The organism is Ascidiimonas aurantiaca (assembly GCF_037646345.1).
Lineage (GTDB): Bacteria > Bacteroidota > Bacteroidia > Flavobacteriales > Flavobacteriaceae > Ascidiimonas > Ascidiimonas aurantiaca.
This window is the reverse complement of sequence record NZ_JBBEWR010000005.1, coordinates 156,621-182,791: the sequence shown is the minus strand read 5'-3', so window position 1 is coordinate 182,791 and position 26,171 is coordinate 156,621. Positions and strand designations below refer to the sequence as shown.

Sequence of the window (26,171 nt, the reverse complement as noted above, 5' to 3'; positions counted from 1 at the left end):
CGATTTTTATGGAAAATAAGTAATCAAATAAAATTAAAGAGGTTCTTTATTTACGTTTTATATGTATAAAACTGTTTAAATATATCGTATTTCACAGGGTCTTCCGGATAAATATCTGTATTTAGCCACCGGTTGATATATGGAAAACCTGTTCAGGTACAGCACTTACCATTAGTAACTGTACCGTAACAAATGCCTCCCGAGGCACCTGCAAATGCACAGGGGCTTCCTTCTTCCCGGCCTCCAAGATAAGGCGTATAACATCCGGATATACAGATTACTTTAGTACCTCCCGCTATTCTCCTGAGAAAATTGCGAGACAGTCCGTATAATAGATCGGTTCTTAGTTTTTTCATTATTTGAGGCTATATTATTTTCTTACAATTTATGAAATTGTACGTAATTCCCGGTAATAGAAAACCACCTATTTTTTGCGGTTTCCAGTCATAGCATAAGAAAATTTAAAACAAGATATTAGTGGGACACACAACACTGCCCATCGCGAACAGTGCCCCTGCAGATCTCTCCTGAAGGCGCTAGAAAACCACATCGCTGTCCAAAAGCACCTATTAGATATTCGGAAACACATCCAAAACACTCTCTGGTACTACCGCCTGCTATTTTACGTAATTCACCACGCGATATGCGCAGTAGATCGTTTAATAAAAAAATGCTTTTTTTCATGATATATGTTTTTAATTATTTTCTTACGAATTATATAAATATGATGAGTTTATGATAGTGTAAAACCATTGATCTTTAAAGGTTTTTTGGTTACCTCTGAAAATGCGGTCAAAGAAAAAAGCTGCTTCCTGCGGAAACAGCTTTCCTGGAGTTATAAAATGGCAATCATCCGGGTTACACACAGCATCGGCTACCCTGTACTGTTCCGAAACAGATCTGTCCTCCGGATCTAAAGGCACATTGTCCGGTTCCGCTATCCAGAAATGGAGAACCACAGCCAGAACAGCCACTGTTACCCCCGGCTATTTTTCGTAATTCACTGCGGGAAATGCGCTTTACATTCCCTGATAAAAGATTTCTTTTTTTCATGGGTAAAAATTTAATTTATAAAATCTTTGTATTATTTATAACAGATAAATCCAGTGCCTGTAGTACAAAATCCTTCGTCTTTGTTGGGGTTTCCAAATGCGCTACAGGAAATAGGGTGTTTTTTTACCAGTAGTTTCTCTAACATTGTTTTATATACAGCATTGTCCCTGAATAACAGTACCTCTACAGATCTGCCCATTGGGCCCCACAAAAGCGCAGCGGCCGGTTCCACTGCTTAGAAACGGGGAACCACACGGGGGGCACCCTCTACCGGTACCACCAGCTATTTTTCTTAGCTCATTACGTGAAATAGGTTTTAGACTGCCGGTTAAAAAATTGCTTTTTTTCATGATATTTATTTTTTATGTTATTTTTCCTACAATTTATAAAAATAAACTTACTTTACAAAAGTGTAAAGCCGTTAAGTTTTAAAGGTTTTGTAGTAAAATATAAAACAAACACAACAAAAAAGCTGTTCCATACAGAAACAGCTTATCTCACAGTAATTTTTTTAGTTTTAAAGCGGACAACAAATCTTTTCATTAGAGCCGGGAGCTACAAATAAAAGACGCCCCAGACAGAGTTCTCCCTGATCCATAAAACTACAAAATCCTGTTCCCGGGTCTGTAAACACCAAAGAACAACTTGTACATGGACCAGAGCCACCCGCTATTTTTCTTAGCTCATTACGTGAAATAGGTTTTAGACTGCCGGTTAAAAAATTGCTTTTTTTCATGATATAATTTTTTATATTATTTTTCTTACAATTTTTAGGAATAAAATTACTTTATAAAAGTATAAACCTCTTAAATTTTAAAGGTTTTGTAGTAAAATATAATTCATGAGATATAACTACTTGTTTTATGATATTTCCGGCAGCGTTATCTTTGTTGTTGGTCATCCGGGAGTGTAATAGTGGTATTAGTAGTGCATGCAACAATAGAAATAGTAACCGTGGTGGTCGATGTTGTAGTAGTTCCACTGGAAGCCTGCTGGCCCCCGTTTACGGAATGACTATCCAGATTTGAGATCGTTCTTTTTTTAAGTCCCAGTTGTTGTAAGGATTTCTTTTTCATTTTTTTAGTTTTTAAAGTTATTTTAATATAAGGGCACAGGTGTTTTACTTACCGTACCCATTTATTTTGATTTTACACATTATACAAAAGAGCATATGCTTCTAAAAGGTATCTCGTATAGAAGCAATTGCCGTCACTATAGTTGCTCCGGGAATATTGTAGTACATACTCTGATAGAAACTCTAATCGTAGTGGTTGTAACAGTGATTGTTGGTCCACTGGATGCTACCAGCCCTCCGTTTACGGAATGACTATCCAGATTAGAGATTTTCTTTTTGTTAAGTGACAGTTGGTGTAAGGACTTCTTTTTCATGTTTTTGTTTTTAAAATTGTTTTTAATATAAAGGCACAGTTGTTTACCACCTGTGCCCTTGTATTTTGATTTTACGCTATACCGAAAAGTGTATATAGCTTCTTACACGGTATCTCGTGTAATAACAATTACTGACCACAAATGGTAGCCTTTATTGTTGATCATTTTCCGGGAGTACTGTAGTACAAAATCTGATAGAAACTCTGATCGTAACGGTCCAGGTAATCCCCCCGTTTACGGAATGACTATCCAGATTAGAGATTTTCTTTTTGTTAAGTGACAGTTGGTGTAAGGATTTCTTTTTCATGTTTTTGTTTTTAAAGTTATTTTTACTTCAAAGCACCGATGTTTACCATCTATGCCCATTAATTTTGATTTTGCGCTTCGGAAGGAGAAGAAGACGTAGTTTCATTGGTAATATTACCTGGAATGGTTCGAGTAACTATGGTAAAGGTAAGTTTCCAGATGATTCCTCCGTTTACGGAATGGCTATCCAGATTAGAGATCTTCTTTTTGTTAAGTGACAGTTGATGTAAGGATTTCTTTTTCATGTTTTTAGTTTTTGTTTTTATTTATATTTAATTGTATATCACGTTAGTATGAAATTATACTTGTATAGCGATCAGGACGTAGCTCACACTAATTTTATATGGTAACCGTATGTAATTACCTCTATCAATTTACTTTCTGTTCAAATTCCGGCGTGGTAACCGGTAATACAGGTGAAGCAACTGTTATTAGAGGTGCGGTATTTGCTACCATAGGTCTGGAACTGGATGTAGGTATAATGGTAGGATAACTGGATGCTGTCTGTCCCCCATGTATGGAGTCACTAAAGTTTGAGATCGTTCTCTTTTTTAATGCGAGTTGTTCTAAAGATTTCTTTTTCATGTTTAAGCTTTATTTGATTTCCCACCAATTTCTAATGAATACCTACTACACCCCTACACTACGCAGGAGTGTAGCCTGTATTCTTTTATATGATTTTCGGCAACTTTCAATTATCGCATCTGTTCTTCCCGCGTAACTGTTATGGGAATGGTAACAGGTGACGTAACAGTTGTTGTTATAGGTAAGACGGTTATTGTAGGTCTGGTTACCGTAGGTAGCGGTTCCGTTATCGTAGGCGTGGGCCTTGTAGTAGGATAACTGGATGCCACTTCTCCGCCTTTTACCGAATTACTAAAGCTTGAAATGGTTCTCTTTTTAAGGGCCAGTTGTTGTAAGGATTTCTTTTTCATAATCAATAATTTAAAGTTTTCAATAGCAATACGCTAAATTTATTAAAAATCAAAAGAAATACAGATTTTTTTTATAAATATTTAACAGAATTAACACTTTTAAAAAACACTTTTTTCTTACTTTTATAATACTAAAAAATCTTCTGAAAAGATATCAGCACACCAATCGTTATATAAACTAATGAGAAAAAAACAGCTAAAAATCCTGAGCTTCCAAAAAGTAAAAGTCTCCACATTGCTTTATGCCACTGGCGGACAAAGTGATACTTATACCAATACTTTGTGGCTACAGTCGTGCGACGGACTCTGTAATGATACACGCGATTGCCCTACTGACTTTGGTAATACCTGCCAGCCGGATTCGTGCGGACCTTCGGCCTACATTGTTTGTGAACAATTATAATAGGCAGTCTGCCAAGAGGCTGCCGTATGTATATGGTGATACAATACTACTGAAGAAGTGTAACCCGGGCTAATGGGTTTCCAGTGTTTCCAGTTCCTCGGAAACCGTTTCCCATTGGGTCATTAAAGTTTCCAGTTCTGCTTTTTTGGTCTCATAGGCATCAAAAAAACCCTTCTGTGCAATAACCTTGTCGTAGTCAATGGCCATCTCTACATCTATAGCCGCCAGTTCCTTTTCAAGTTGCCGAATACGGGATTCTACTTTACTGAGCTTATTCTTAAGCGATTTTACTTTTTTCTGGGCCTCATAGCTAAGCGCATTGCTTTTATCTTTTACAGAAGCCGCCTCTTTCTCTTTTAGTTCTGCCTCCCGTAACGTAGCCAGTTGCCGCTGCTCCAGGAAAAAATCAATATCACCCAGATATTCTTTGATCTTATGATCTCTAAACTCATATACTTTATTGGTAAGCCCCTGGAGAAAATCACGATCATGCGATACCAGTATGAGTGTGCCTTCAAACTGTTGCAGGGCCTCTTTAAGTACGTTTTTTGATTTTATATCCAGGTGGTTGGTGGGCTCATCCATTACCAGTACATTAAAAGGCTGTAACAACATTTTACAAAGGGCCAGTCGGTTACGCTCACCCCCGGAAAGGACTTTTACTTTTTTCTCAACCTCATCGCCCCTAAAGAGGAATGCACCAAGCATGTCACGTACCCGCGGACGGTTGGTATCGTTTGCTGCATCTTCCATAGTCTGCAAAACGGTTTTTTCACCATTCAAATATTCTGCCTGGTTCTGGGCAAAATATCCCAACTGCACATTGTGGCCCAGTTTTAGCACTCCTTTATGATCGAGTTCTCCCACAATGATCCTGGTCAGTGTGGTTTTCCCCTGTCCGTTCTGCCCTACAAAAGCAGTTTTACTGCCTCTTTCAATGAGCAGATCTACCTTGTGCAACACGGTTTTATCACCGTAACTTTTGGAAACCCCTTCTGCCTCTACTACTACTTTCCCGGGAGTGACAGATACCGGAAAGCGAATAGCCATTACACTGTTGTCATCTTCATCTACTTCTATACGATCTATACGGTCCAGTTTTTTAATAAGTGACTGTGCCATGGATGCTTTGGAAGCCTTGGCCCTGAATTTTTCAATGAGCCTTTCGGTTTGCTGGATCTGTTTTTCCTGGTTTTTTTGGGCACTTAACTGTTGCGTACGCATTTCTTCACGCAATATCAGATATTGTGAATAGGGCTTATTATAATCATAAATGCGCCCCAGTGATATCTCAATGGTGCGATTGGTCACGTTGTCAAGAAACATTTTATCGTGCGATACGATCACTACTACCCCGCTGTAGTTCCTGAGGAACTGCTCGAGCCATAATATACTTTCTATATCGAGGTGGTTGGTGGGCTCATCCAGCAATAACACATCGTTTTGCTGCAGCAACAGTTTGGCGAGTTCTATACGCATGCGCCATCCGCCGGAAAACGTATCGGTAAGTTTATGGAAATCGTCTCTTTTAAAACCCAGCCCCATTAAAACTTTTTCGGTATCGCCCTGGTAGTTGTAGCCACCTACGATCTCGTACCTGTGGGTTATATCACTCAGTGCCACCATAAGCTCATTATACCCTTCACTTTCATAATCGGTTCGGGTGGCCAGTTCGTTGTTTATATCTTCCAGACGGGCCTCCAGGGTTTTGATCTCATAAAAGGCCTGATAGGCTTCTTCTAAAACCGTACGCCCTTTTTCAAAATCGATATCCTGTTTCAGGAAACCGATCTTTACTTCTTTATCGGTAGCTATGGTTCCCGAGTCTGGTTGCATTTCGCGCGACAGCAAACGTAACATGGTACTTTTACCGGCACCGTTTTTCCCTACTAATCCTATGCGATCTCCGGCATTTAAGCGAAAAGCTACTTCTTCAAAAAGAAATTCTCCTCCAAATGATACTGATATGTTATGAATGCTAAGCATACGATATGTGACTATTGTTACCCAAAATTCCTGTGATAATGATTATTTTTGTATAAAACTTTTGCAAATGTTAAAAAAAGGAACGAAACTCTACAGCATTTTAACAGGAAGTTGCCCCCGATGCCATATGGAGAGCATGTATGTATCAAAAAATGCCTACCATCCTGCCAGGACTCTTAAAATGAATGAGCAGTGCTCACACTGTGGCCTGCGGTATAAAATTGAGCCTTCATTCTTTTACGGCGCCATGTATGTTAGTTATGGCGTAGGGGTTGCTTTTGCCGTAGCTGCTTTTGTAATAACTTATCTTTTTATAGGTACAGGCCTTAAAATAGCTTTTGCAGCCATTGTAGCTACCCTTATTGTGTTTATGCCGGTAATTATGCGGCTGGCACGAAATATATGGATCAACTTTTTTATCAAATACGATCCTCAGGCTGTAAAAGACCCAAAGCCGGCTACCCAGGCATAAGCCTTTGGAAAACGTTTTATTACTCTATTTCAATGCCATAAGGAGCCAGTAATCCCGGTAACCCTTCCAGTGTAAACCGGGCACCTTTCAGATCGTTCATCTCAAGACTTAAGGATACATTGTATGCGGTTCGGAAATCGCATTTCCTCAATAGGGTGTTCTCAAATTGTGCGCCTTGTAAATCACATTGATCCAGGCATACTTCGGTCAGATTTGCCTCAGCAAAATCAACATCAATGAGCCGGCAACCTTTAAAATGGCTCCTGGTAAGATCACACTGAAAGAAAGAAGCAAAATTAAGAGTACAACGGGAACACTTTATTGAAAATAAAAAAGGATCGCAGTGGTTGAACTTTAACCCCATCATTTTACAATCTTCAAAATGTACACCACGAAGCGCTGTACCCATAAGCCGGGTGGCACTCAGGTCGGTTTCCACAAATGTACACTCTGTAAAACTGATGCCAGACAAATCGGTACCTCCCATTTTACACCGTGTAAATAAACAGTTCTCGTAATCTCCCTTGGGTAACAGATGTATTGACGTAAATTTTTTGTCATAAATTACGTTTGCACTCATTGGTTTGTTTTGGTTTGAGGGTAAAATTAACAATTTAAATGTTTTAGCAAACATCTAAAGCCCTATACCTCAAACTTTAAAGTGTTTTTTTTCAAACCGCTTTATATTGATCTCTGTACAGAGTGCCTTTCCTTTTTCAATGTAATCATATAGTTGCCGGGCAATATACGGAGCTACCATGACCCCGCGGGACCCCATACCGTTTAGAAGAAGAATACGGGTTTGCTGCGGATGGCGCCCCACCAGGGGCCGCCTGTCGGTCACCGTAGGGCGAATACCGGCTTCCTGGGCAGTTACTTCATAGGGGCAGGTAATAAAAGTTTCCATTTTGGCCAATAACTCATTACGGGCCTGTGAAGTAATGGTATTGGTTTTATCGTGCCACTCATAAGTAGCCCCTACTTTATAGAAATCGTGGCCAAGAGGTATTAAAAAAACAGCCGATTTAAGAACAAAATCCAATTGTAGGGTAGGTGCTTTAATAGTAAGTAATTGACCCTTGGTACCGTTTAAAGGTAAATACAGAAACCAGGGATTGCTTGTCATACCAAAACCGTCTGCGAAAACAATATACCGGGCACGAATATCTTTGTACTGTATTTCATTTGCACCGGTTTCCATATGGTCTATCTGAAAGGTTTCTTCCCGTAAAAGACCCTGCTCACGCAAATGCTCTCTATAGGCTGCCTGTAATTTCCCTGACGCTACTCTTCCGGTTTGCAATACTTCTCCAAAGCCATAGGGAGCGTCAATACAAGGGTTTTGGTTCTTTACTACGGTTAGCGACATAAACTCTCCCTGACCGGGTTTGTCTGCCGCTTCAAACCATTTATTCTGCTCTTGTACGGAAACAAAGCGCCTTCGCACAGGCACTTTGTAATCAAAAGACGCTTCCAGCTTTTCTTCCAGTTGCCTGTAAAATGGAAGGGCCACATCCAGTTGTTCTCTGGCTTTCCATACTTTGGTAAAACGTTTTAGTATAATGGGATTGTACAGCCCTCCTGCTACGGTAGAGGAATGTTGAGAACTGTCCTCATAAACGATAAAGGATTTTCCTTCTTGCTGAAGGGTCTCGCAAAAGGCAATCCCCGCCAGTCCTGAGCCTACTACAATATAATCGGTCATACTGCAAATTTACAAGAAAAAAACATCAGAAATAAAAGGCCGCCCACTGATGTGGGCGGCCTTTTGATATGGTGAATTGGAATGGGTGTTTTGCTTAGTAGCTCCACATATCCTGCTCGAAATCGCGAATCTGTTCTTTGATCTTTTGCGATTCCAACAGTTGAAATAGCGCATTTTCTTTAAGATAATCTGCAATGGAACGGTCTCCGTAAACGTTATCTTCTTTATAAATAGAGGCGTTAAAGCGTCTGGAGTTCAGCAGGTGGTCAAACGAAATGGGCCGGGCACTGTTACGACCGTTAAACACTTTTGCCTGGTGCAAAATCTGTCGTACACTGGGGTACCATACCCAAAACAGCTCTACCTTATCTGGTTGATCGCTATCTATAAAGTTTACATCGGGAGCTACGGGAGCAATCCCAAGAAGCCTGTATTTAAGCTCTCCCTGGCGCTTGTCAAAGTACCAGAGCCCTTTTATGCGCCACTCTTCGATATCGGCAGCAGTAAGGTCTCTTCGGTTAATATACTCGGGAGAAATGGGCTCTCCGGCATTAAACTGCTCATAACCCAGATCGGTAGTATCAATTTTGGTGAGGGTAGCTTCCAGATCTTCCAGTTTACGCTTTTCGGTAAAATACGAATCTACGTAAATATCTTCTAGCTCCCCGCTACGAATACTTTTCATAAGCACATCGTAAAGCGACCTCCTGTTAGGCCCTATATCTACGGTATCTATAGGGTAATAGAAAGGAAAATTAATCCTTTCGTCCAGATCAATAATTTCCCATACGGTTTTTGACCAGAGTATATCACGGTCATCTACATACCCGTAAGGCAGGGGGGCATCGTTATCTGCTTCTTTCTGCGCTTCGGTACGTACACCTATTTCTTCCGGCTTTTTGGCATTTAACAGGTTGGCCTGTGCATACACGCCGGTAGAAGTTAGTAAGGTGGCAGTTGCTATTAATACTACATTCTTCCAATTCATGATTCTATGTATTAGTTGGTAAGCTCAATTACTACAGGCGATACTTTTTTCAGTTTATAGGTCCTGTTGTTGGTAATATATGCTTCTATGTCAAAAATTTGAACGGCATCGCCTCTTTTGGCTCTTTTAAGAGCACTTTTGGCACGGGAGTCCATTTTGTTGCCCCGCACTTCTACGGTAGGCTGGCCGGGTACTTTAAACTTGAAACCGCTAATGGCGAGGTTCAGGTCAAAGTCAAAATCTTCCAGAATGGCACCTATGGTGGAGATCTCCAGGTTATTCTTTGTCATTTTAGCGCTGTTCGCTTCACCTCGAACGGTACCTGAAGGACGCGGAATATCTTTAATACGAAATTCCTGCGGTGTTTTAACACTCTGTCCGTCCGGCAGAGTCCCTGATGCGGTAATGGTTACGCTTCTTCCTTTCCCAGGGTTCATTATATACTTGCTTCCGGAAACTCTGGAAAGACCTGGAGCATTGGCACTCACTTTGTTGTCGGGTATTCCGGGAATTGAGATGGTAATAGGGTTTGCTACTCCGCGATACACCACGTTCATCTTATCGGCCGAGATAACGGCTGAGTTAGGCTTGGTAATCACGGCAAAAGTTTGTTCTACTGGAACTTCCAGACGCTCACCATCCTGATCGAAAAACAGATTACCGGTTATTTTGTGATCTCCGGCAGAACCGGTATTCACATTAAGTTTTACTCTACCCCCTTCAAAGGAATATTCTTTCTCGGTAAGCTTACGCCCATCAAGAAATAACTCTACCTCGTTGGGTTTGGTAGTTTCGTCTGTTCTACCCAGTACAATGTATCCGTCAAAACGCTCTCCCTGGTAGTAAGCCGATTTAGGCTGCTGCAACAGGGTAGAATAGTTGGTCATGGATACTTCGGTAGTGAGCTGCCCTTCAAACATTTTGGAAAGCGCATCTTCTTCGGTAGCTTTTATGTCAGACTGTATCTGTGTAATTTTAGTAAGGGAAGCAATAAGTGGAAAACGCTCAAAGTTATGGTTAAGCCAGTCCACGGATTTCCCGTCACGGTTTTCTACTTTACCTTTTTCATTTCCGGTACTAAAACGGTCTTTTACTGCTTCTTCTGTATCTGTATATTCATCGGGAAGGGCTGCTAACATACTTTCACGGTAGTTATTCATATTATCTACAAACTGCTTACCTTCTTTCGAATATTGGTCTCCCTGAAAAAACTTCTGATCAAGATAATCAGACTTATCCATGGTTTCATAGTCGGTTTTGTCATCTAGTTTTTTGGTCATCTCGTTTTTCAATCCTTCGAGATAACTGTAATAATCTGATGATAATGACTTTATAGTTTGGGCATTTTGATAGATATCCCCAAATTTTTCGGGTTGCTCCTGAGCCTTTACACTTAATGCTGTTAGGAACGACTCATTGGATTTTGTTGTTTTTTCGTTAGAAGCCTCAAGCTTCTCATTCATAAGGCCAAAGGCAGATAACACCTCTTTACTCATATTCAGAGCCAGCATGGCTATGAACACCAGATACATGAGGTTAATCATCTTCTGCCTTGGTGATAATTTATTTCCTGCCATTTCTAATTAGTTTTTGGTTATGATAAATTAGGGATACTAATTAGTTACGGCTCATGGCAGAAAGCATTCCGCCATATACTCCGTTAAGTGATGAGAGATTGGAAGTCAATGATTCCATTTGCTCTTTAAGTTTTCCGGCATTATTGGCAACTTCTTCATTAATGGTAGCCTGACGGCTGGCACTTTCCAACTGTACTTTATACAGGCTGTTAAGTGATTCCATTTGAGCTGCCGCCAGTGAAAGTTCTTCACCGTATTTCCTGGTAGAGTCAATAGCATCTAGTGTAGGCGACATATTCTTGGCGGCACCTTCGAAGTTTCTGATACTCTCACCCAGGCTTGACATAAGTTCTGAGTCTATTTTTGCTTCTTTAAGAAGATCGTCCAGTTTTTTGGAAAGTATGCCTTCGGCTTCTTTGGCATCCTGTGCCTCTTTGGCTTTGTTTTTTGAAGTCTGCCCTCCGGAAAGTTCAGGATATACCAGGGTCCAGTCCAGATCATCGTCAACCGGTTCAAAAGCAGAAATAGCAAAGATGATAGCTTCTGTAATAAGTCCTACTGCCAGCAGGAACCCTCCGTTAAGCGGGCCCAGCTCCCAGTGTAGAATTTTGAATAACGCTCCCAGAATAACAATAGAAGCTCCTAATCCGTAAGCTAAATTAAATAGCTTTTTTGTTGATTTTGATTGTGCCATAGTAATTTTACATTTAGTTAAGTATAATAATTAATTTGGTTACATTAGTTTGAGGTTGCATCGGTGCCCAGGTAATCCTGAACCGTTCTGAAACCAATGTAGCTTCTCGCTGAATCCTGATATTCGTAATCACGTGAACTTACCTGAAGGAAGTACGCAACATCTTTCCAGGAACCTCCTCTAATCACTTTACGACGGTTTTCATCATCGAAAGCATTAGGGTTCATTGTAGAAACATACTCATAAGAATTGGGGTCATATGAAGAATTCGTCCATTCGGAAACGTTTCCTGCCATATTGTATAAGTTGTAATCATTAGGTTCATAGGATTTTGCCTCTACTGTATATAGAGCCTGGTCTGCTGCGTAATCTCCTCGCTGAGGTTTGAAGTTGGCCAGGAAACATCCGCGATCATTCAGGATGTAGGGCCCTCCCCAGGGGTAAGTTGCAGACTCCAGTCCGCCTCTGGCGGCATATTCCCATTCGGCTTCGGTGGGAAGCCTGAACTGGTTTACATTATGACGATTTCTTCGTTTCTGATCGTCATTTTTATATTTGGTTCTCCAGGCACAAAAGGCTTTGGCCTGTTTCCAGTTTACGCCTACTACCGGATAGTCGCTAAAGGCATCATGCCAGAAGTAGTCATTGTGCATAGGTTCATTATATGAATACGCAAAGTCTTTGATCCATACGGTGGTATCGGGATAGATCTCGAGTTCTTCTGTTTTTACAAAATCTTTACGGCTGCCCTTTTTAGCTCTGGCTGCTGCCTGAATATCCATCCAGGTATATTTGAATTTCAGTTTTTTAACATCTATAGACCGTTCCCCATTATACGATTCTTCCATAGGTACGTACATAGAATCCATTACCTCAGCATAAAATTCATCAGGATAATCTGAAGTATCCCATATAAGGTCTATTTCCTTGTTAAGTGCCCGGCCTTCATACCCGGTCTCTCCAAGACCGGCATAATTATCAAGCATATATTTTTCATAGACAGACAGATCTGCGGTATCGGCATCTTTAAATGCGTATTCTCCTATCCCTTCATTATCGGGAGTCTCGCCAAGCTCGTCTGCCAGTATGGCCAGTCGGGTACGAACTATTGAATCTTTTACCCATTCTACAAACTGACGGTATTCGCTATTTGTAATTTCGGTTTCATCCATATAAAACGAACGAACGGTAACAGTTTTTGTGGGGGCGTTGAGAACTTGTGCAAAATCATCATCTGATTTTCCCATAATGAAAGATCCACCCGGAATTAAGGTCATACCGTATGGTTTTTCGGGGTACCATTTTTTACCCTTTACACCTACCAGTTCGCCTTTGTCTTTCGAGCCACAGCTATATAGAAGTACACCCAAGGCTATACACATTAATAGCTTTTTCATACAATATCAGGTTAAGTTAAATTTAAGATTCAAGGTCGTAAACGTATTTATATTTTTCCAAATACACAATACTTTGTTGCGAAACATATTATTGCTGTTGGTTAACTGCATTTTATACGTTATTAATACTATATCAATGTTTTTTTATATGCTTTCCACCATCTTTCGGGAACTACCTGGTTACAGGCATCCAGATAATCCTGGTGGGTGCAAGGTAATAACGCATGTCTTTTTAATTTATTATTCAAATTGGGAATTATAGGTATTTCAATCCACCATCTACCAGACAAATGACTTTTAAAAAAGTGAAGTTCTTCATTGTCTAAGGGTACTATGTATTTCTCATACGCCTCAAGCGAAGCTATGGGGTAATCGTTCTTTCTGAAATTAACGCCTTCGGTAAAATACCATACCATTTGTGCCACCAGTTGTGAAAACGCGGGGGCATTGGCACACTCAAATATACCAAAAACCGAGACCCGGTCACTAATTCCGGCGTACCGGGCAATAGCACAGATCTCCCGGCTGTCAAAACCATTAGGCGCATAAAACCCTTCACATTGTAATTCTGTACTTTTTACAGAAAACATATCAATACTCACTATATCGGCATCGCGAAGGGAGGGTTCTGCTACGGTAATATCTGCAGCTATACTGCCCAACCTATAGGCATCAAAAAAGAGTTTTTCCATAAGGTCTATCTCTTCCTGGGCATTGTAATAGGTTTGATACCCCAGGTTGCAAAAATTGAAAAGATTATTTGGCTTTTCTATGATAATCTTACTCATATACGAATGGGAAGATATGAGTTCTTCGACATTACCAAAATCAAACCGGGCATCTACCGAGGTAATGTTTACCATTTGCCCGAGCCTGTCAAAACCCCGATACACTGCATAGGTAAGATCCTGGCTCCCGCCCAAAATAATGGTCACTATTTTTTTTCTGGTAAGTTCTTCTATAAGGGTGCGCACGGCAAAATAGGTGTCCTGTACGGTCTCCCCTTGTAAAACATCGCCGAGGTCTGCCATAACCAGAGGCCAGTTGCCTGCAAAAAGCCGGTAGATCTCTACACGTATATCTGATAGCCTGAGTGCCTCTCTGGGTTTAACATTGGCATTCCTGGTTTCATTAACCCCTACGAGGGCTATCTTCACTTTCGAGAGGTCGGGTACACCTTCTTTTTCGGTATGTATCCTGATCTGTTTGCCCAATGCCTGTTTTGGTAATAACTGGTTGTGGGCCAGGACCACACTTTGCACAGGGGCCAGGAAAGGAAATTCCATAACCTATTTCTTTTTGGATTTGGTGGTTTTTTTACGTTTCGGGGTCTTTTCTTCTAGTAATGCCTTTACCTCTTCGAGGGTTAAAGCGGCTACATCGGTATCTTTGGAAAGTTCTACTTTGGTACGGCCCTTAATGATAGTGAAACGGCCCCATCGGGCTTTTTCAATACGTATGCTCTCTTCGGGCCATTCGCGTAACAACTTTTCGGCTTCTTTTTTAAGTTTATCTTCTATAAGCACTTCCACATCTGCCTGGGTAAGGTTATCAAAATCGTATTTTTTGTTTACGTTGATAAACATATTGTTCCATTTGATAAACGGCCCGAAACGGCCCTTTCCTTTGGAGACTTCCATTCCCTTATAGGTGGCAATGGGGGCATCGGCTTTTTCTTTTTGTTTAATGAGTTCTACGGCCCGCTCCAGGGTTACTTCAAATACATCATCGGCCTTATCAAGTGAAACAAAAGATTTGCCAAAGCGCACATAAGGGCCAAAACGACCTACATTTACTTCTACATCCTGATCTTTATAAGATCCCAGTTTTCTGGGAAGTTTGAAAAGGTCCATCGCTTCTTCAAAGGTAATGGTGTCTATAGACTGGTCTGGTAACAAACTGGCAAAACGGGGTTTCTCTTCTTCATCTGCCGTTCCTATTTGTACCATAGAGCCAAAACGTCCCAGCCGCACACTTACCTGTCGGCCACTTTCGGGATCGGATCCTAAAATACGCTCTCCGGTTTCTCTTTCGGCATTTTCCTCTACGTCTTTTACCTGAGGATGAAAATCTTTATAAAAATCTTTCATCATCTGCGTCCAGTCTTCTTCACCCGAAGCAATATCGTCAAAATCCTGTTCTACTTTGGCTGTAAAGTTGTAGTCGAGTATCGTTGAAAAATGGTTTACCAGAAAATCATTTACGATCATACCTATATCGGTAGGAACGAGTTTACCTTTATCGGCCCCTACCATCTCGGTAAGCAGGTCCTCTTTTATCTCATGGTTCTCAAGGGTGAGCTGTGTATATTTTCTTTCGTTCCCTTCTATGGTTCCTTTTTCCACATAGCCCCGGTTGAGAATGGTAGATATGGTAGGTGCATAGGTAGAGGGACGCCCAATACCCAGTTCTTCCAGCTTCTTCACCAGGGAAGCCTCGGTATATCGATACGGTGGGCGGGTAAATCTTTCGGTAGCAGTTATATAACGGTTATACACTTCTTCCCCTTTTTGCAGAGCAGGTAACATTCCTTCCTGTTCTTCATCTTCTTCATCGGTGCCTTCCAGATATACTTTTAAAAATCCGTCAAATTTTAAGACCTCTCCGTTGGCAACAAATTGTTCCTGATGGGTACTGGCACTGATCTTTACATTGGTACGTTCCAGTTGCGCATCGCTCATTTGCGAAGCAATGGCTCTTTTCCAGATCAATTCGTACAGGCGGGCCTGGTCCCTTTCAAGGCTCACAGAGTGCCGTGACATATCAGTTGGGCGTATGGCTTCATGAGCCTCTTGAGCGCCTTTGCTTTTGGATGCATAATTACGGGGATGGCTGTATTTTTCACCATAGGCGTTTTGTATTTCCTGTTTGGCAGCTTCAATGGCCTCTTTAGAGAGGTTTACACTGTCTGTTCTCATGTAAGTAATGAGTCCGGCTTCATACAGGCGCTGTGCCACTCCCATTGTACGGCTTACCGAAAAATACAGTTTTCTGGAGGCTTCCTGTTGCAGGGTAGAGGTGGTAAACGGCGGGGCGGGCGACTTTCGGGCCGGTTTGGTTTCCAGACCGGCAATTTTAAAGGTGGCCCCTGTATTTTTTTTAAGAAACGAACGCGCCTCTTCTATGTTTTTAAAACTTTTCGAAAGTTTTGCCTTAAATACTTTTCCTTCAGACGTTTTAAACTCAGCTACGATTTTATAGGAAGCCTGGGGGGTAAAATCCTGAATTTCACGTTCGCGCTCTACAATAAGACGCACAGAAACCGATTGTACCCTTCCGGCCGATAATCCAGTCTTTATCTTTTTCCACAAAATGGGTGATAACTCGTATCCTACCAGGCGGTCCAGTACTCTTCGGGCCTGTTGGGCATTCACCAGGTTGTAATCTATACTTCGCGGATTCTCAATGGCCCTGGTTATGGCACTTTTGGTAATGGCGTTAAACACTATACGCCGGGTTTTGTCACGGTCCAGCTTCAGCTCTTCTGCCAGGTGCCAGGCAATGGCCTCTCCTTCCCGATCTTCATCACTGGCCAGCCAAACAGTTTCTGCTTTACCTGCCAGCTCTTTGAGTTTTTTAACAATTGCTTTTTTGTCTTTGGATACTATATATTTAGGTTTGAACCCCTTATCTACATCAACGCCTAACTCCTTAGAAGGCAAATCAGCAATATGACCAAAACTGGAAGCTACCTGATAGTCTTTTCCCAGGAATTTTTCTATGGTTTTGGCTTTGGCCGGCGACTCTACTATAACTAAATTTTTTGCCATAAACGGAATTTTCAGAATACAAAAGTAACAGAATTTGGTAATTTGAGCTTTACCGCGCTTTATTTTAGTGTAAAATCAAAATCTGCCGGCAAAGATAAACTGCATAAAATCATGCCTCTGTGCGTGTAAAGTTTCGGGACTGCTATGACGGTATTCCATACGGTATGTGTTGCGCCCGCCACTGCCATATCATTTTTGCTTTAAAGACAGCCAGCCCGCAAAGGGATAATCGTAAAGGCCCAGGCCCCACTCTTTATATTTATCAGGATATAGCCCTGCTACCCTATCGTAAAAACAAGTTGTTGTTCTTTTTCCTCACGAAAGAAAAAGAAGCAGGATACTCGAGTACCGTAGTGTATAAAATACCCCATAGTATAACACCGGTCCGATCCTTTAAAAATATCATTATCATGCTGCAGAGACCACTCCTGTGTACAGGATGGTTTTTGCAAAAAACATACAAGCGGGAACCCAAAAATGACGAAGGAAACAAAAAAACGAAACAAGGAAAAGCCTCTTTATTTTTACCTTCAAAAAAAGTAAAAATGCTTTAAAGATCACCCGTTACTGACACTTTGACACCTCATTATTTTAAACTATCTTTGCCGTTTTAATTTGCAGATCGCTTTTATGGAGAAAATTATTGACGAAAAAAGACAGGGAGAAAGCCTGATAATGGAGTCTGATAAAACCAACAGCCGAAAACTGTATATAGAAAGTTATGGCTGCCAGATGAATTTTTCAGATAGTGAGATCGTAGCCTCCATTCTTGCCGGTGAAGGCTTTAATACCACGCAGCGGCTGGAAGAGGCAGATCTGGTGCTGGTAAATACCTGCTCCATACGTGAAAAAGCAGAGCTCACCGTACGTAAACGTCTAGAAAAATTTAATGCTGTAAAAAAAATAAACCCCCATATGAAAGTAGGGGTACTCGGCTGTATGGCAGAACGCCTGAAAAGTAAATTTCTGGAAGAAGAGAAAATTGTTGATATGGTAGTGGGGCCCGATGCTTATAAGGACCTGCCCAATCTCATTCAGGAAATAGACGAAGGCCGAAGTGCCGTAAATGTCATCCTTTCCAAAGACGAAACCTATGGAGATGTAGCACCTGTACGCCTCAACAGCAATGGTGTAACTGCTTTTGTTTCCATTACCCGGGGTTGTGACAATATGTGTACGTTTTGTGTGGTTCCCTTTACCCGTGGCCGGGAACGAAGCCGGGATCCGCAATCTATTATAGAAGAAGTAAATACCCTTTGGGAAAAAGGCTTTAAAGAAATAACCCTGCTGGGGCAAAATGTAGATAGCTATCTTTGGTACGGTGGCGGACTCAAAAAAGATTTTGAAAAAGCCTCGGAAATGCAAAAAGCGATGGCCGTTAATTTTGCCAAACTGCTCAGTATGGTAGCTGAGGCACAACCGCGTATGCGCATACGCTTTTCCACCTCCAACCCACAGGACATGACAGAAGATGTACTGCATATCATGGCCCGCTATCACAATATTTGCAAATACATACACCTGCCCGTACAAAGTGGCAGTGACCGTATTCTAAAGAAAATGAACCGCCTGCATACCAGGGAAGAGTACTTTACCCTAATTGATAAAATTCGGGAAATTATTCCCGGATGTGGGATCTCACAGGATATGATTACCGGCTTTCCCACTGAAACCGAAGAAGACCACCGGGACACCCTTTCTCTTATGGAATATGTGAAATATGACTTTGGGTTCATGTTTGCCTATTCGGAAAGACCCGGCACCCTTGCAGGAAGAAAAATGGAAGACGATGTTCCAAATGATGTGAAGAAAAGAAGGCTCACAGAGATCATTGCCCTGCAGCAAAAACACTCGCATTATCGTACCCAACAACACATAGGGAACACAGAAGAAGTACTTATTGAAGGTACCTCTAAAAAATCAGATACACACTGGATGGGAAGAAACACCCAAAATACCGTAGTAGTGTTTCCAAAGCTGCATTACAAAAAAGGTGATTTTGTAAATGTAAAAATAACCAACTGTACCTCTGCCACACTTATAGGAGAGGCAGTAGGCTATGCCAGCATGAATTAATAACCAGTTTTACACCTCTGTTCAACCCGTTTTTGGAAAACAGGGGCCTCAATACTAACAAACCAGATGGAGAGTGTTCAATCTATAAAACAACGCTTCGGTATTATTGGCAACGATGTTAAGCTTAACCGGGCCATAGAAAAAGCCATACAGGTAGCCCCTACAGATATTTCTGTGCTGGTCACCGGGGAAAGCGGTGTTGGGAAAGAAAGCATTCCCAAGATCATTCATTCCCTGTCACACCGTAAACACGGCAAATTCATAGCTGTAAACTGCGGTGCCATTCCCGAAGGCACTATAGACAGTGAACTCTTTGGCCATGAGAAAGGATCCTTTACGGGAGCTACCGCCACCAGAAGCGGGTATTTTGAAGAGGCTAGCGGTGGTACCATTTTTTTAGATGAAGTAGGTGAACTGCCCCTTACTACGCAGGTACGGCTTCTTAGGGTTCTTGAAAATGGTGAGTTTATAAAAGTAGGTTCTTCCAAAGTACAGAAGACCGATGTACGTATTGTAGCCGCCACCAATGTAGATATGTTTGAGGCCATAGATAAAGGAAGGTTTAGAGAAGACCTGTATTACCGGCTCAGCACAGTAGAAATACACCTGCCGCCCTTACGGGAACGAAAAGAAGACATTCATTTATTGTTCAGGAAGTTTGCTTCCGATTTTGCCAATAAATACAAAATGCCTACCATTCGCCTGGAAGACGATGCCGTGAGCCTTTTGCTCAAATACCGGTGGAGCGGGAACATACGTCAGCTGCGCAATGTAGCCGAACAGATATCGGTACTGGAGCAGAAACGCAATATCTCGGCAACTACCCTCTCAGGGTATTTACCCGGTATAGGCAGCAATCTGCCCGCCGTGATACCCAGTGCCAAATCTCAAAGTGATTTTAGCAGCGAACGCGAAATTCTATACAAGGTACTTTTCGACATGAAAAGTGATCTTAACGACCTTAAGAAGCTTACCCTGGAGCTTATGCAAAGTGGCAATCACAAAAAAGTACAGGAAGAACACCAGGGGCTCATTGATAAAATATACGGGAACGAAGAAAATGATCCTGACGACTATACTGAACCTGAAGAGGAAACTTTTGAAGTTCTGGAAATTCCGGAAACCTCGGCCAAGCCTCCAACCGAAGGAGATAAGTATCATTTTGCCGAAGAGATCGAAGAAGAAGAAACCCTTTCTTTACAGGACAAAGAACTGGAGCTTATTAAAAAAGCACTGGAACGGAACAAAGGAAAGCGCAAAGCAGCCGCCCATGAGCTTGGCATATCAGAACGTACCCTGTACAGAAAAATTAAACAATACGACCTTTAGGCCAAAAGTCTTATACCTTATATTTGTATGATGACGTTAGTTAGAAAAATACTGTTCCGTTTTATACCCGTTCTTTTTGCCGTGGTTGTTACCAACAGTTGCGGAGTATATAATTTTACCGGGGGAAGTACTGGAAATGCAAAGACCTTTCAGGTAAATTTTTTCCAGAATAATGCCCCCATTATTGAACCGGCCCTGGACAGGGATTTTACTCAGTTTCTGCAAAACGTGATCCTGAACCAGACCAATCTGGATCTGGTAACCACAGGGGGCGATATTGTATATGAAGGTGAGATCGTAGATTACCGTATTACTCCCAACAGTGCCACTGCCAACCAGACTGCGGCCCAAAACCGGCTTACCATAGCGGTAAACGTTAGGTACACCAACAATGTAGAAGAGGATAAGGATTTTGAAAAACGGTTCTCTTTTTTCTTTGATTATCCCGCTGCGCAGCAAATAGACGCTATAAAGGGCCAGGCCCATGAAGAGATCTTTGACCGTTTGTCACAGGATATATTTAACGCTTCTCTGGCCGACTGGTAATTACTGTTTTGTATGATCGTATCTGAGTTTACATACCTGTTACAGCATCCCGCATCGGTAGATCCCGGGCAAACAGCCGAGCTTGAAAAAGTGATTGAGGCCTACCCTTATTTTCAATCGGCACGCGCGCTGCACCTTAAAGGGCTCAAAGCCATTGAGAGTTTTAAATACAACCAGGCACTCAAAAAAACTGCCGCTCACACCACCGATCGCAGTATCCTTTTTGATTTTATTACTTCAGAGGTATTTAATCAGAATGAAATTGCCGGTACAATTACCAAACAGGCCCTAAATCTTAAAAACATACCCGTAAACATAGAAGAAGTGGGGGCCAAAGCAGAACAGGAAGTAAAAGAAGAAGACCTGGGCTCCAAAGAAGAAGCCAGTGCCGTATTGAACCCCGAACTTTTTAAACCCAAAGACGGTAATGACCAAAACCGTGAAAAGGCCCTGCGGCTGGGAAAACCACTGGAGTTTAGCCCGGATGAAAAACACTCATTTACCGAATGGTTAAAACTTTCCGCATTACAACCTGTTGAGAGAGATACACCGGAAGCCGCTAAAAGTGCAGAGACCTCAGCAGGCTCCCGCAAGAACTGGAAATTTGCCTTAATCGATAAGTTTATAGACAACAATCCTAAAATTGTACCCTCCAAAGAAGCTGCTGCATCAGTAAACCTCGCTAAAGAGCAGACACTCGAAAAATCAGAACTCATGACCGAAACCCTGGCCAGAGTATATCTGGAACAGCGTAAGTACAAAAAAGCCATACAGGCCTATAAAATATTAAGTTTGAAATATCCGGAAAAAAGTGGTTTCTTTGCAGACCAAATTCGGGCAATAATGAATTTACAACAAAATAAGTGATATTCAAATGAGTGCATTTTCAATTTTTTTAATACTTATTATCATTGTAGCTATGTTACTTGTACTGGTTATTATGGTACAGAATCCTAAAGGTGGCGGACTCTCTTCTTCTTTTGGAGGAAGTGGCAGTCAGGTAGTAGGTGGTGTGAAAAAAACGGGAGACTTTCTCGACAAAAGTACCTGGACCCTGGCCACGATCATGATAGCGCTGATACTGGTTTCCAATATCGCTGTAAAACGTGAAAGCTCCTCGGCCGATTCCAAGTTACTGGAAGGCCAGGATATAGAGAATACCGTTCCTGACAGTGCACCTGCCGGAGCACCCGAACGTGCGCAGGATACTGCCACAACCAATTAAAATGTGAAATCTTTTCTCCATATAATGCCAGCTAATGACAAGCTGGCATTTTTTATTTAAAACATTGTCAGTTTCCTGCTATTGGCATAATTTCTGCTCATTGCAGGAAAGTTAATTTTAATTAATCAGTTATAAAAAGTTATTAGAATGAGCAAAGTAAACATTAAACCGTTGGCAGACAGGGTGCTTGTTGAACCCGTTGCAGCAGAAACCACTACAGCTTCCGGTATTATCATACCTGATACCGCCAAAGAGAAACCTCAAAAAGGTATTGTGGTAGCAGTAGGTCCCGGTACCAAAGATGAGCCTGTTACCGTTAAAGTGGGGGATACCGTTATGTATGGTAAATATTCCGGTACCGAGCTTAAACTGGAAGGTACCGATTATCTTATTATGCGGGAAAGTGACATTCTGGCTATTGTTTAACGGCCTTTCAGAACCCACCAGCTTATTTAAAACCATATCACAAAAAAACTTAGTATAAAAATTTAAAATAATTATGGCTAAAGACATAAAATTTGACATAGAAGCCCGTGATGGCCTGAGACGTGGAGTAGATGCTCTTGCCAATGCAGTTAAAGTTACCCTGGGTCCCAAAGGACGAAATGTTATCATAAGCAAATCATTTGGAGCACCTACCGTAACCAAAGATGGTGTTTCGGTAGCAAAAGAGATTGAGCTTCCAGACGAACTGGAAAACATGGGTGCCCAAATGGTAAAAGAAGTAGCTTCTAAAACCAATGACCTTGCCGGAGACGGCACCACTACCGCAACCGTACTGGCACAGGCTATTGTAAAAGAAGGACTTAAAAACGTAGCGGCAGGTGCCAATCCTATGGACCTTAAAAGAGGTATTGACAAAGCCGTAAATACTATTGTAAAAGACCTGGAAAAACAATCTAAAGAAGTAGGTGACTCTTCCGAGAAGATCACTCAGGTAGCATCTATATCATCAAACAACGATGAAACCATTGGAGAGCTCATCTCCCAGGCTTTTGAAAAAGTAGGTAAAGAAGGAGTAATTACCGTAGAAGAAGCCAAAGGTACCGATACTTATGTAGATGTAGTAGAAGGTATGCAGTTTGACCGCGGATATCTTTCTCCTTACTTTGTTACGGATTCTGAAAAAATGATCACCGACCTGGAAAATCCGTACATCCTGCTTTACGATAAGAAGATCTCTTCCATGAAGGATCTGCTTCCTGTACTGGAGCCCGTAGCTCAAAGCGGAAAGCCCTTATTAATTATTGCAGAAGACGTGGACGGAGAAGCGCTGGCTACCCTGGTTGTAAACAAACTAAGAGGTGCCCTTAAGATCGCTGCCGTAAAAGCACCTGGCTTTGGTGACCGCAGAAAAGCTATGCTGGAAGACATTGCCATTCTTACCGGAGGTACTGTAATCTCCGAAGAAAGAGGCTTTACACTGGAGAATGCTTCTATAGATATGCTGGGTACAGCTGAGAAAGTGTCTATTGACAAAGACAATACAACAGTGGTAAACGGAGCAGGTAACGGAGATGATATCAAAGCCCGTGTAAACCAGATAAAGGCACAAATTGAAACCACTACTTCAGACTATGACAAAGAAAAACTACAGGAGCGTCTTGCCAAATTAAGCGGCGGGGTAGCAGTACTGTATGTAGGTGCAGCTTCTGAAGTAGAAATGAAAGAGAAAAAAGACCGTGTAGATGATGCCCTTCATGCCACAAGAGCAGCAGTAGAAGAAGGTATTGTTGCCGGTGGAGGTGTAGCGTTGGTAAGAGCCAAAGCAGTACTGGATACGGTAAAAACCCTCAATGAAGATGAAGCTACAGGGGTTCAGATCGTAATGCGCGCCATTGAGTCTCCTCTCAGAACCATTGTAGAGAATGCCGGAGGAGAAGGCTCTGTCGTAGTTTCCAAAGTACTGGAAGGTAAAGGTGATTTTGGATACGATGCCAAATCTGAGACCTATGTAAATATGCTTGAAGCCGGGATCATTGATCCTAAGAAAGTAACCCGTATCGCTCTTGAAAATGCAGCTTCAGTAGCGGGTATGATCCTTACTACCGAGTGTGCTTTAGTAGATATTAAAGAAGAAACACCTGCAGCGGGAGGCGGTATGCCACCCATGGGCGGCGGTATGCCGGGTATGATGTAAACAAACCATCTATATTCTAAGAACCGGATACAACTTTGTATCCGGTTTTTTTGTTTTTATACCCGCAGTAAAAACACTTTACAAACAGGCCTTTTCGGGTTATGTTACTATTTAACACAAATAGGATTAACCGGGATACATTTTCTCACGGTATTGATATCCCTGAAACAACAGGGGCAGATAACAGGGATGTTCCTGAAAACATCGGCCATGGCCAACGTAGTTTCGGCAGCCACCGTACCCAACCGGTTTTTAAGGTAGTTGTTGTATGTCGCCGGATTGGACGCATTGTCATAGGTAACAGCTTTGCGGTACAGGCTATTGATCTCAGGTTGATACTCTTGTAAGATCTCTTTTTTAACTGATGACCACTCATCAATGGTTTTATTCACAAGATCGGTTTGTTCATTTTTGGTGCCTTCACTTATGTAAGAGTCGTTTGAAAGCAGCCGGCTCCCTTTTTTCAAACGGTTAGAAACATCGGTAAGTACTGTACTTTCTATCTTATTGCGAATATGCCTTTCAAGGGCACGGTTTTCTTTTTTGAGTGCTGCTACTAACTGCTGTTCTTTCTTTTTATAAACATTTGCCATATGGTCGTAGCGCTTTTTTAAAGTATTCGCTTCGGTTACTTCATCCGAAAGAAAACCAGTTACCGGAGCCTTTTTTTGATGCGGAGCAAAAAAGCGAATAATCGTGTTTAGCACTTCTGGCCTTTTAAAAGTGGCAAATTCTTTGGCTGCTTTTTTAAAAAGATCTTTGTTTTCAAGTTCTATATATGATAAAAGAGTATTTACAGTAAGTGCTGCTACCAGGTTGTAAAATTCTTCCAGCACCATATAATTTCGGGAGCCTTTTGCAAAGCTGCGGGGCGATCTCTTTTTTCGCTCTGTCACTTTGGCGACTACCTTTTTATACAGTGCTTCCCCATCTGTTAAATTCCATTTTTCACGGTTAGTCAGGTAGTCTATTTCGGGGGATGTGGTTTCATTTCTTTTTGATGTATAAAACTTTTTAAGCGCCTCGATCCCCTTCTCCTGATTTGCAGTAAAATACCCGGGCGGCTTCCAGTTGGTTATAATTTTGGAGGCCCTTATTGGTTGTATCAGTCGGTTGGCATCTGCCAGCAGGCTGTCTTTTAAAGAAGTATTTACAAAAGTCTTTGTATCTTCCGGTAACCGATCTTCTATTTCCTGTACCGACATTTGATAGGCTTCTGCGGCTGTTTCCAGGGCTTGCGTAAAATTTTGATCAAGGGCATCAACCGCTATTCTTTGGTATATGCGATTGTGAACCGTCTCCAAACGCAGTTCCAGATCGGCCAGTTTACGTGTTTCCTCATTATGAAAATCGCCCAGTTTTCCGGTAAAAAAGGTAACATTAGTAAGAATTGCAATACTAATAAACCCCGCATTGAGGTACGCTTTCCATTTTTTAAACCGCTTTCTTCTGTAAAACAGGAACGGGACCATAAGAATGAGAAGCCCCAGAAAAAAATTAACAAATAGTCTATGGTCAAATACCCATTCCAGCAAAGGGAGTCCATCCAGATACGCCAGTGCCTGTTGTACCTTAGGCAGAACCATTGTCATCTCCTCATAGGCAATTTTTTGCGAAATGGCCCATTTCAACGTTTCAAAAATTAATGCACAAATAATAAACGGCTTTATATAGTTTCGGAAGGACCGGAGTACAGCCAGCCAACGTTCTATACGATCGTTTTCCATTACAGGATAACTGATTTTATGAAATGGCCAAAGGTAGCGCAGTGTATTGCCGTAAAGCCGGGGCCCTGAAACCATATCATTTAGCAATGTTTTAAAATACCCCCGAAAAGGACGGTCTTTAGAAACCTGATACTGGTACACCTTAGGCTGAAGAAACGTAAGGATGTGTACCATAATAAGAGTAAGGGCCATGTAAAGCACACACCCCGTAATAAGATATGGTGCCGATTGAAGGATGAGATCTGTATAATTCATAACAAAAGAAATTTGTTAAATATACCTGTTTATCAAACACTTAGTCTCCCCTGTAATGAGTATTTTTCTACAAAAGCCATAGATAGTATGGAGAATTATTAGAAGAAAGTTATATCATTATAGAAAAGTAGATAGGTAATCTAGGTTTTAATTACTCTACTACTTGAAAATTGTTCATCCCCAAATGCTTAGGGCAGC

At 41.6% G+C, this 26,171-nt stretch carries 31 protein-coding genes; 10 read left to right on the top strand and 21 right to left on the bottom strand.

Going from position 1 to position 26,171, the window contains the following annotated elements:
* Nucleotides 1-152: 152 nt before the first annotated feature.
* The 11 genes from WAO84_RS06985 to WAO84_RS06935 all read right to left on the bottom strand — a co-directional run bounded on the left by WAO84_RS06985 (nucleotide 153) and on the right by WAO84_RS06935 (nucleotide 3,683).
* A complete protein-coding gene (locus WAO84_RS06985) occupies nucleotides 153-356 on the bottom strand; it encodes a hypothetical protein (RefSeq protein ID WP_340064705.1) in 204 nt (67 codons plus the stop codon).
* 118 nt (nucleotides 357-474) lie between these two features.
* Nucleotides 475-684, bottom strand: coding sequence for a hypothetical protein (locus tag WAO84_RS06980; protein WP_340064704.1), 210 nt, complete (start codon nucleotides 682-684; stop codon nucleotides 475-477).
* Nucleotides 685-858: 174 nt separating this feature from the next.
* A complete protein-coding gene (locus WAO84_RS06975; protein ID WP_340064703.1) occupies nucleotides 859-1,053 on the bottom strand; it encodes a hypothetical protein in 195 nt (64 codons plus the stop codon).
* Between the two features lie 149 nt (nucleotides 1,054-1,202).
* Entirely contained in the window at nucleotides 1,203-1,403 is a 201-nt protein-coding gene (locus tag WAO84_RS06970; protein ID WP_340064702.1) for a hypothetical protein, read from the bottom strand.
* Nucleotides 1,404-1,570: 167 nt separating this feature from the next.
* Nucleotides 1,571-1,789, bottom strand: coding sequence for a hypothetical protein (locus WAO84_RS06965; RefSeq protein WP_340064701.1), 219 nt, complete (start codon nucleotides 1,787-1,789; stop codon nucleotides 1,571-1,573).
* Between the two features lie 145 nt (nucleotides 1,790-1,934).
* Entirely contained in the window at nucleotides 1,935-2,129 is a 195-nt protein-coding gene (locus WAO84_RS06960) for a hypothetical protein (protein ID WP_340064700.1), read from the bottom strand.
* 136 nt (nucleotides 2,130-2,265) lie between these two features.
* On the bottom strand, nucleotides 2,266-2,442 hold the full coding sequence (locus WAO84_RS06955; protein WP_340064699.1) for a hypothetical protein: 177 nt from the start codon (nucleotides 2,440-2,442) through the stop codon (nucleotides 2,266-2,268).
* A 151-nt stretch (nucleotides 2,443-2,593) separates the two neighbouring features.
* Nucleotides 2,594-2,749: a hypothetical protein gene (locus tag WAO84_RS06950; protein WP_340064698.1), complete on the bottom strand. Its 156-nt coding sequence runs from the start codon at nucleotides 2,747-2,749 to the stop codon at nucleotides 2,594-2,596.
* A gap of 58 nt (nucleotides 2,750-2,807) precedes the next feature.
* The gene (locus WAO84_RS06945) at nucleotides 2,808-2,993 is read right to left on the bottom strand and encodes a hypothetical protein (RefSeq protein ID WP_340064696.1); all 186 of its coding nucleotides are present in this window, start codon (nucleotides 2,991-2,993) and stop codon (nucleotides 2,808-2,810) included.
* A 124-nt stretch (nucleotides 2,994-3,117) separates the two neighbouring features.
* Entirely contained in the window at nucleotides 3,118-3,333 is a 216-nt protein-coding gene (locus WAO84_RS06940; protein ID WP_340064695.1) for a hypothetical protein, read from the bottom strand.
* Between the two features lie 110 nt (nucleotides 3,334-3,443).
* Entirely contained in the window at nucleotides 3,444-3,683 is a 240-nt protein-coding gene (locus WAO84_RS06935) for a hypothetical protein (RefSeq protein WP_340064694.1), read from the bottom strand.
* A 181-nt stretch (nucleotides 3,684-3,864) separates the two neighbouring features.
* Between WAO84_RS06935 and WAO84_RS06930 the strand changes: the two genes are divergently transcribed.
* Nucleotides 3,865-4,086 carry a hypothetical protein gene (locus tag WAO84_RS06930; RefSeq protein WP_340064693.1) on the top strand — a complete coding sequence of 74 codons (222 nt, stop codon included), beginning with the start codon at nucleotides 3,865-3,867 and terminating at the stop codon, nucleotides 4,084-4,086.
* Between the two features lie 69 nt (nucleotides 4,087-4,155).
* On the opposite strand, the gene WAO84_RS06925 is transcribed toward WAO84_RS06930, so the two are convergent.
* Nucleotides 4,156-6,072, bottom strand: a complete 1,917-nt coding sequence (locus WAO84_RS06925; RefSeq protein WP_340064692.1) for an ABC transporter ATP-binding protein — start codon at nucleotides 6,070-6,072, stop codon at nucleotides 4,156-4,158.
* Between the two features lie 67 nt (nucleotides 6,073-6,139).
* On the opposite strand from WAO84_RS06925, the gene WAO84_RS06920 reads away from it, so the two are divergent.
* The gene (locus WAO84_RS06920) at nucleotides 6,140-6,544 is read left to right on the top strand and encodes a DUF983 domain-containing protein (RefSeq protein ID WP_340064690.1); all 405 of its coding nucleotides are present in this window, start codon (nucleotides 6,140-6,142) and stop codon (nucleotides 6,542-6,544) included.
* A 19-nt stretch (nucleotides 6,545-6,563) separates the two neighbouring features.
* Here WAO84_RS06920 and WAO84_RS06915 read toward each other — a convergent pair whose 3' ends face one another.
* From WAO84_RS06915 to topA, 8 genes are all read right to left on the bottom strand, one after another.
* Nucleotides 6,564-7,124, bottom strand: coding sequence for a pentapeptide repeat-containing protein (locus WAO84_RS06915; protein ID WP_340064687.1), 561 nt, complete (start codon nucleotides 7,122-7,124; stop codon nucleotides 6,564-6,566).
* Between the two features lie 69 nt (nucleotides 7,125-7,193).
* On the bottom strand, nucleotides 7,194-8,249 hold the full coding sequence (locus WAO84_RS06910) for an NAD(P)/FAD-dependent oxidoreductase (protein ID WP_340064685.1): 1,056 nt from the start codon (nucleotides 8,247-8,249) through the stop codon (nucleotides 7,194-7,196).
* Between the two features lie 94 nt (nucleotides 8,250-8,343).
* A complete protein-coding gene (gene porN, locus WAO84_RS06905; protein WP_340064683.1) occupies nucleotides 8,344-9,237 on the bottom strand; it encodes a type IX secretion system ring subunit PorN/GldN in 894 nt (297 codons plus the stop codon).
* A gap of 11 nt (nucleotides 9,238-9,248) precedes the next feature.
* Nucleotides 9,249-10,814 (bottom strand): type IX secretion system motor protein PorM/GldM, encoded by a 1,566-nt coding sequence (gene porM, locus WAO84_RS06900; RefSeq protein WP_340064681.1) that lies wholly within the window; start codon nucleotides 10,812-10,814, stop codon nucleotides 9,249-9,251.
* A gap of 40 nt (nucleotides 10,815-10,854) precedes the next feature.
* On the bottom strand, nucleotides 10,855-11,508 hold the full coding sequence (porL, locus tag WAO84_RS06895; RefSeq protein ID WP_340064680.1) for a type IX secretion system motor protein PorL/GldL: 654 nt from the start codon (nucleotides 11,506-11,508) through the stop codon (nucleotides 10,855-10,857).
* A 44-nt stretch (nucleotides 11,509-11,552) separates the two neighbouring features.
* Entirely contained in the window at nucleotides 11,553-12,905 is a 1,353-nt protein-coding gene (porK, locus tag WAO84_RS06890) for a T9SS ring complex lipoprotein PorK/GldK (protein ID WP_340064678.1), read from the bottom strand.
* 128 nt (nucleotides 12,906-13,033) lie between these two features.
* Nucleotides 13,034-14,191, bottom strand: coding sequence for a formimidoylglutamase (locus tag WAO84_RS06885; protein ID WP_340064677.1), 1,158 nt, complete (start codon nucleotides 14,189-14,191; stop codon nucleotides 13,034-13,036).
* A gap of 3 nt (nucleotides 14,192-14,194) precedes the next feature.
* Complete coding sequence (gene topA / locus WAO84_RS06880; RefSeq protein WP_340064675.1) at nucleotides 14,195-16,675, bottom strand: type I DNA topoisomerase; 2,481 nt, start codon at nucleotides 16,673-16,675, stop codon at nucleotides 14,195-14,197.
* Nucleotides 16,676-16,794: 119 nt separating this feature from the next.
* Here topA and WAO84_RS06875 point away from each other — a divergent pair, with 119 nt between their 5' ends.
* The 8 genes from WAO84_RS06875 (at nucleotide 16,795) to groL (ending at nucleotide 23,991) form a co-directional block, all read left to right on the top strand.
* Nucleotides 16,795-17,229 carry a hypothetical protein gene (locus tag WAO84_RS06875; protein ID WP_340064673.1) on the top strand — a complete coding sequence of 145 codons (435 nt, stop codon included), beginning with the start codon at nucleotides 16,795-16,797 and terminating at the stop codon, nucleotides 17,227-17,229.
* Nucleotides 17,230-17,305: 76 nt separating this feature from the next.
* Entirely contained in the window at nucleotides 17,306-18,751 is a 1,446-nt protein-coding gene (miaB, locus tag WAO84_RS06870; RefSeq protein WP_340064670.1) for a tRNA (N6-isopentenyl adenosine(37)-C2)-methylthiotransferase MiaB, read from the top strand.
* A gap of 66 nt (nucleotides 18,752-18,817) precedes the next feature.
* Nucleotides 18,818-20,080: a sigma-54 interaction domain-containing protein gene (locus WAO84_RS06865; RefSeq protein WP_340064667.1), complete on the top strand. Its 1,263-nt coding sequence runs from the start codon at nucleotides 18,818-18,820 to the stop codon at nucleotides 20,078-20,080.
* A 27-nt stretch (nucleotides 20,081-20,107) separates the two neighbouring features.
* Entirely contained in the window at nucleotides 20,108-20,626 is a 519-nt protein-coding gene (locus WAO84_RS06860; protein WP_340064664.1) for an LptE family protein, read from the top strand.
* A 12-nt stretch (nucleotides 20,627-20,638) separates the two neighbouring features.
* Nucleotides 20,639-21,493: a hypothetical protein gene (locus WAO84_RS06855; protein ID WP_340064662.1), complete on the top strand. Its 855-nt coding sequence runs from the start codon at nucleotides 20,639-20,641 to the stop codon at nucleotides 21,491-21,493.
* A 7-nt stretch (nucleotides 21,494-21,500) separates the two neighbouring features.
* A complete protein-coding gene (gene secG, locus WAO84_RS06850) occupies nucleotides 21,501-21,851 on the top strand; it encodes a preprotein translocase subunit SecG (protein WP_340064660.1) in 351 nt (116 codons plus the stop codon).
* A gap of 147 nt (nucleotides 21,852-21,998) precedes the next feature.
* Nucleotides 21,999-22,277 carry a co-chaperone GroES gene (locus WAO84_RS06845; RefSeq protein ID WP_340064658.1) on the top strand — a complete coding sequence of 93 codons (279 nt, stop codon included), beginning with the start codon at nucleotides 21,999-22,001 and terminating at the stop codon, nucleotides 22,275-22,277.
* Between the two features lie 73 nt (nucleotides 22,278-22,350).
* The gene (gene groL, locus WAO84_RS06840; RefSeq protein ID WP_340064657.1) at nucleotides 22,351-23,991 is read left to right on the top strand and encodes a chaperonin GroEL; all 1,641 of its coding nucleotides are present in this window, start codon (nucleotides 22,351-22,353) and stop codon (nucleotides 23,989-23,991) included.
* 107 nt (nucleotides 23,992-24,098) lie between these two features.
* Here groL and WAO84_RS06835 read toward each other — a convergent pair whose 3' ends face one another.
* A complete protein-coding gene (locus WAO84_RS06835) occupies nucleotides 24,099-25,973 on the bottom strand; it encodes a hypothetical protein (protein WP_340064655.1) in 1,875 nt (624 codons plus the stop codon).
* Nucleotides 25,974-26,171 lie beyond the last annotated feature (198 nt).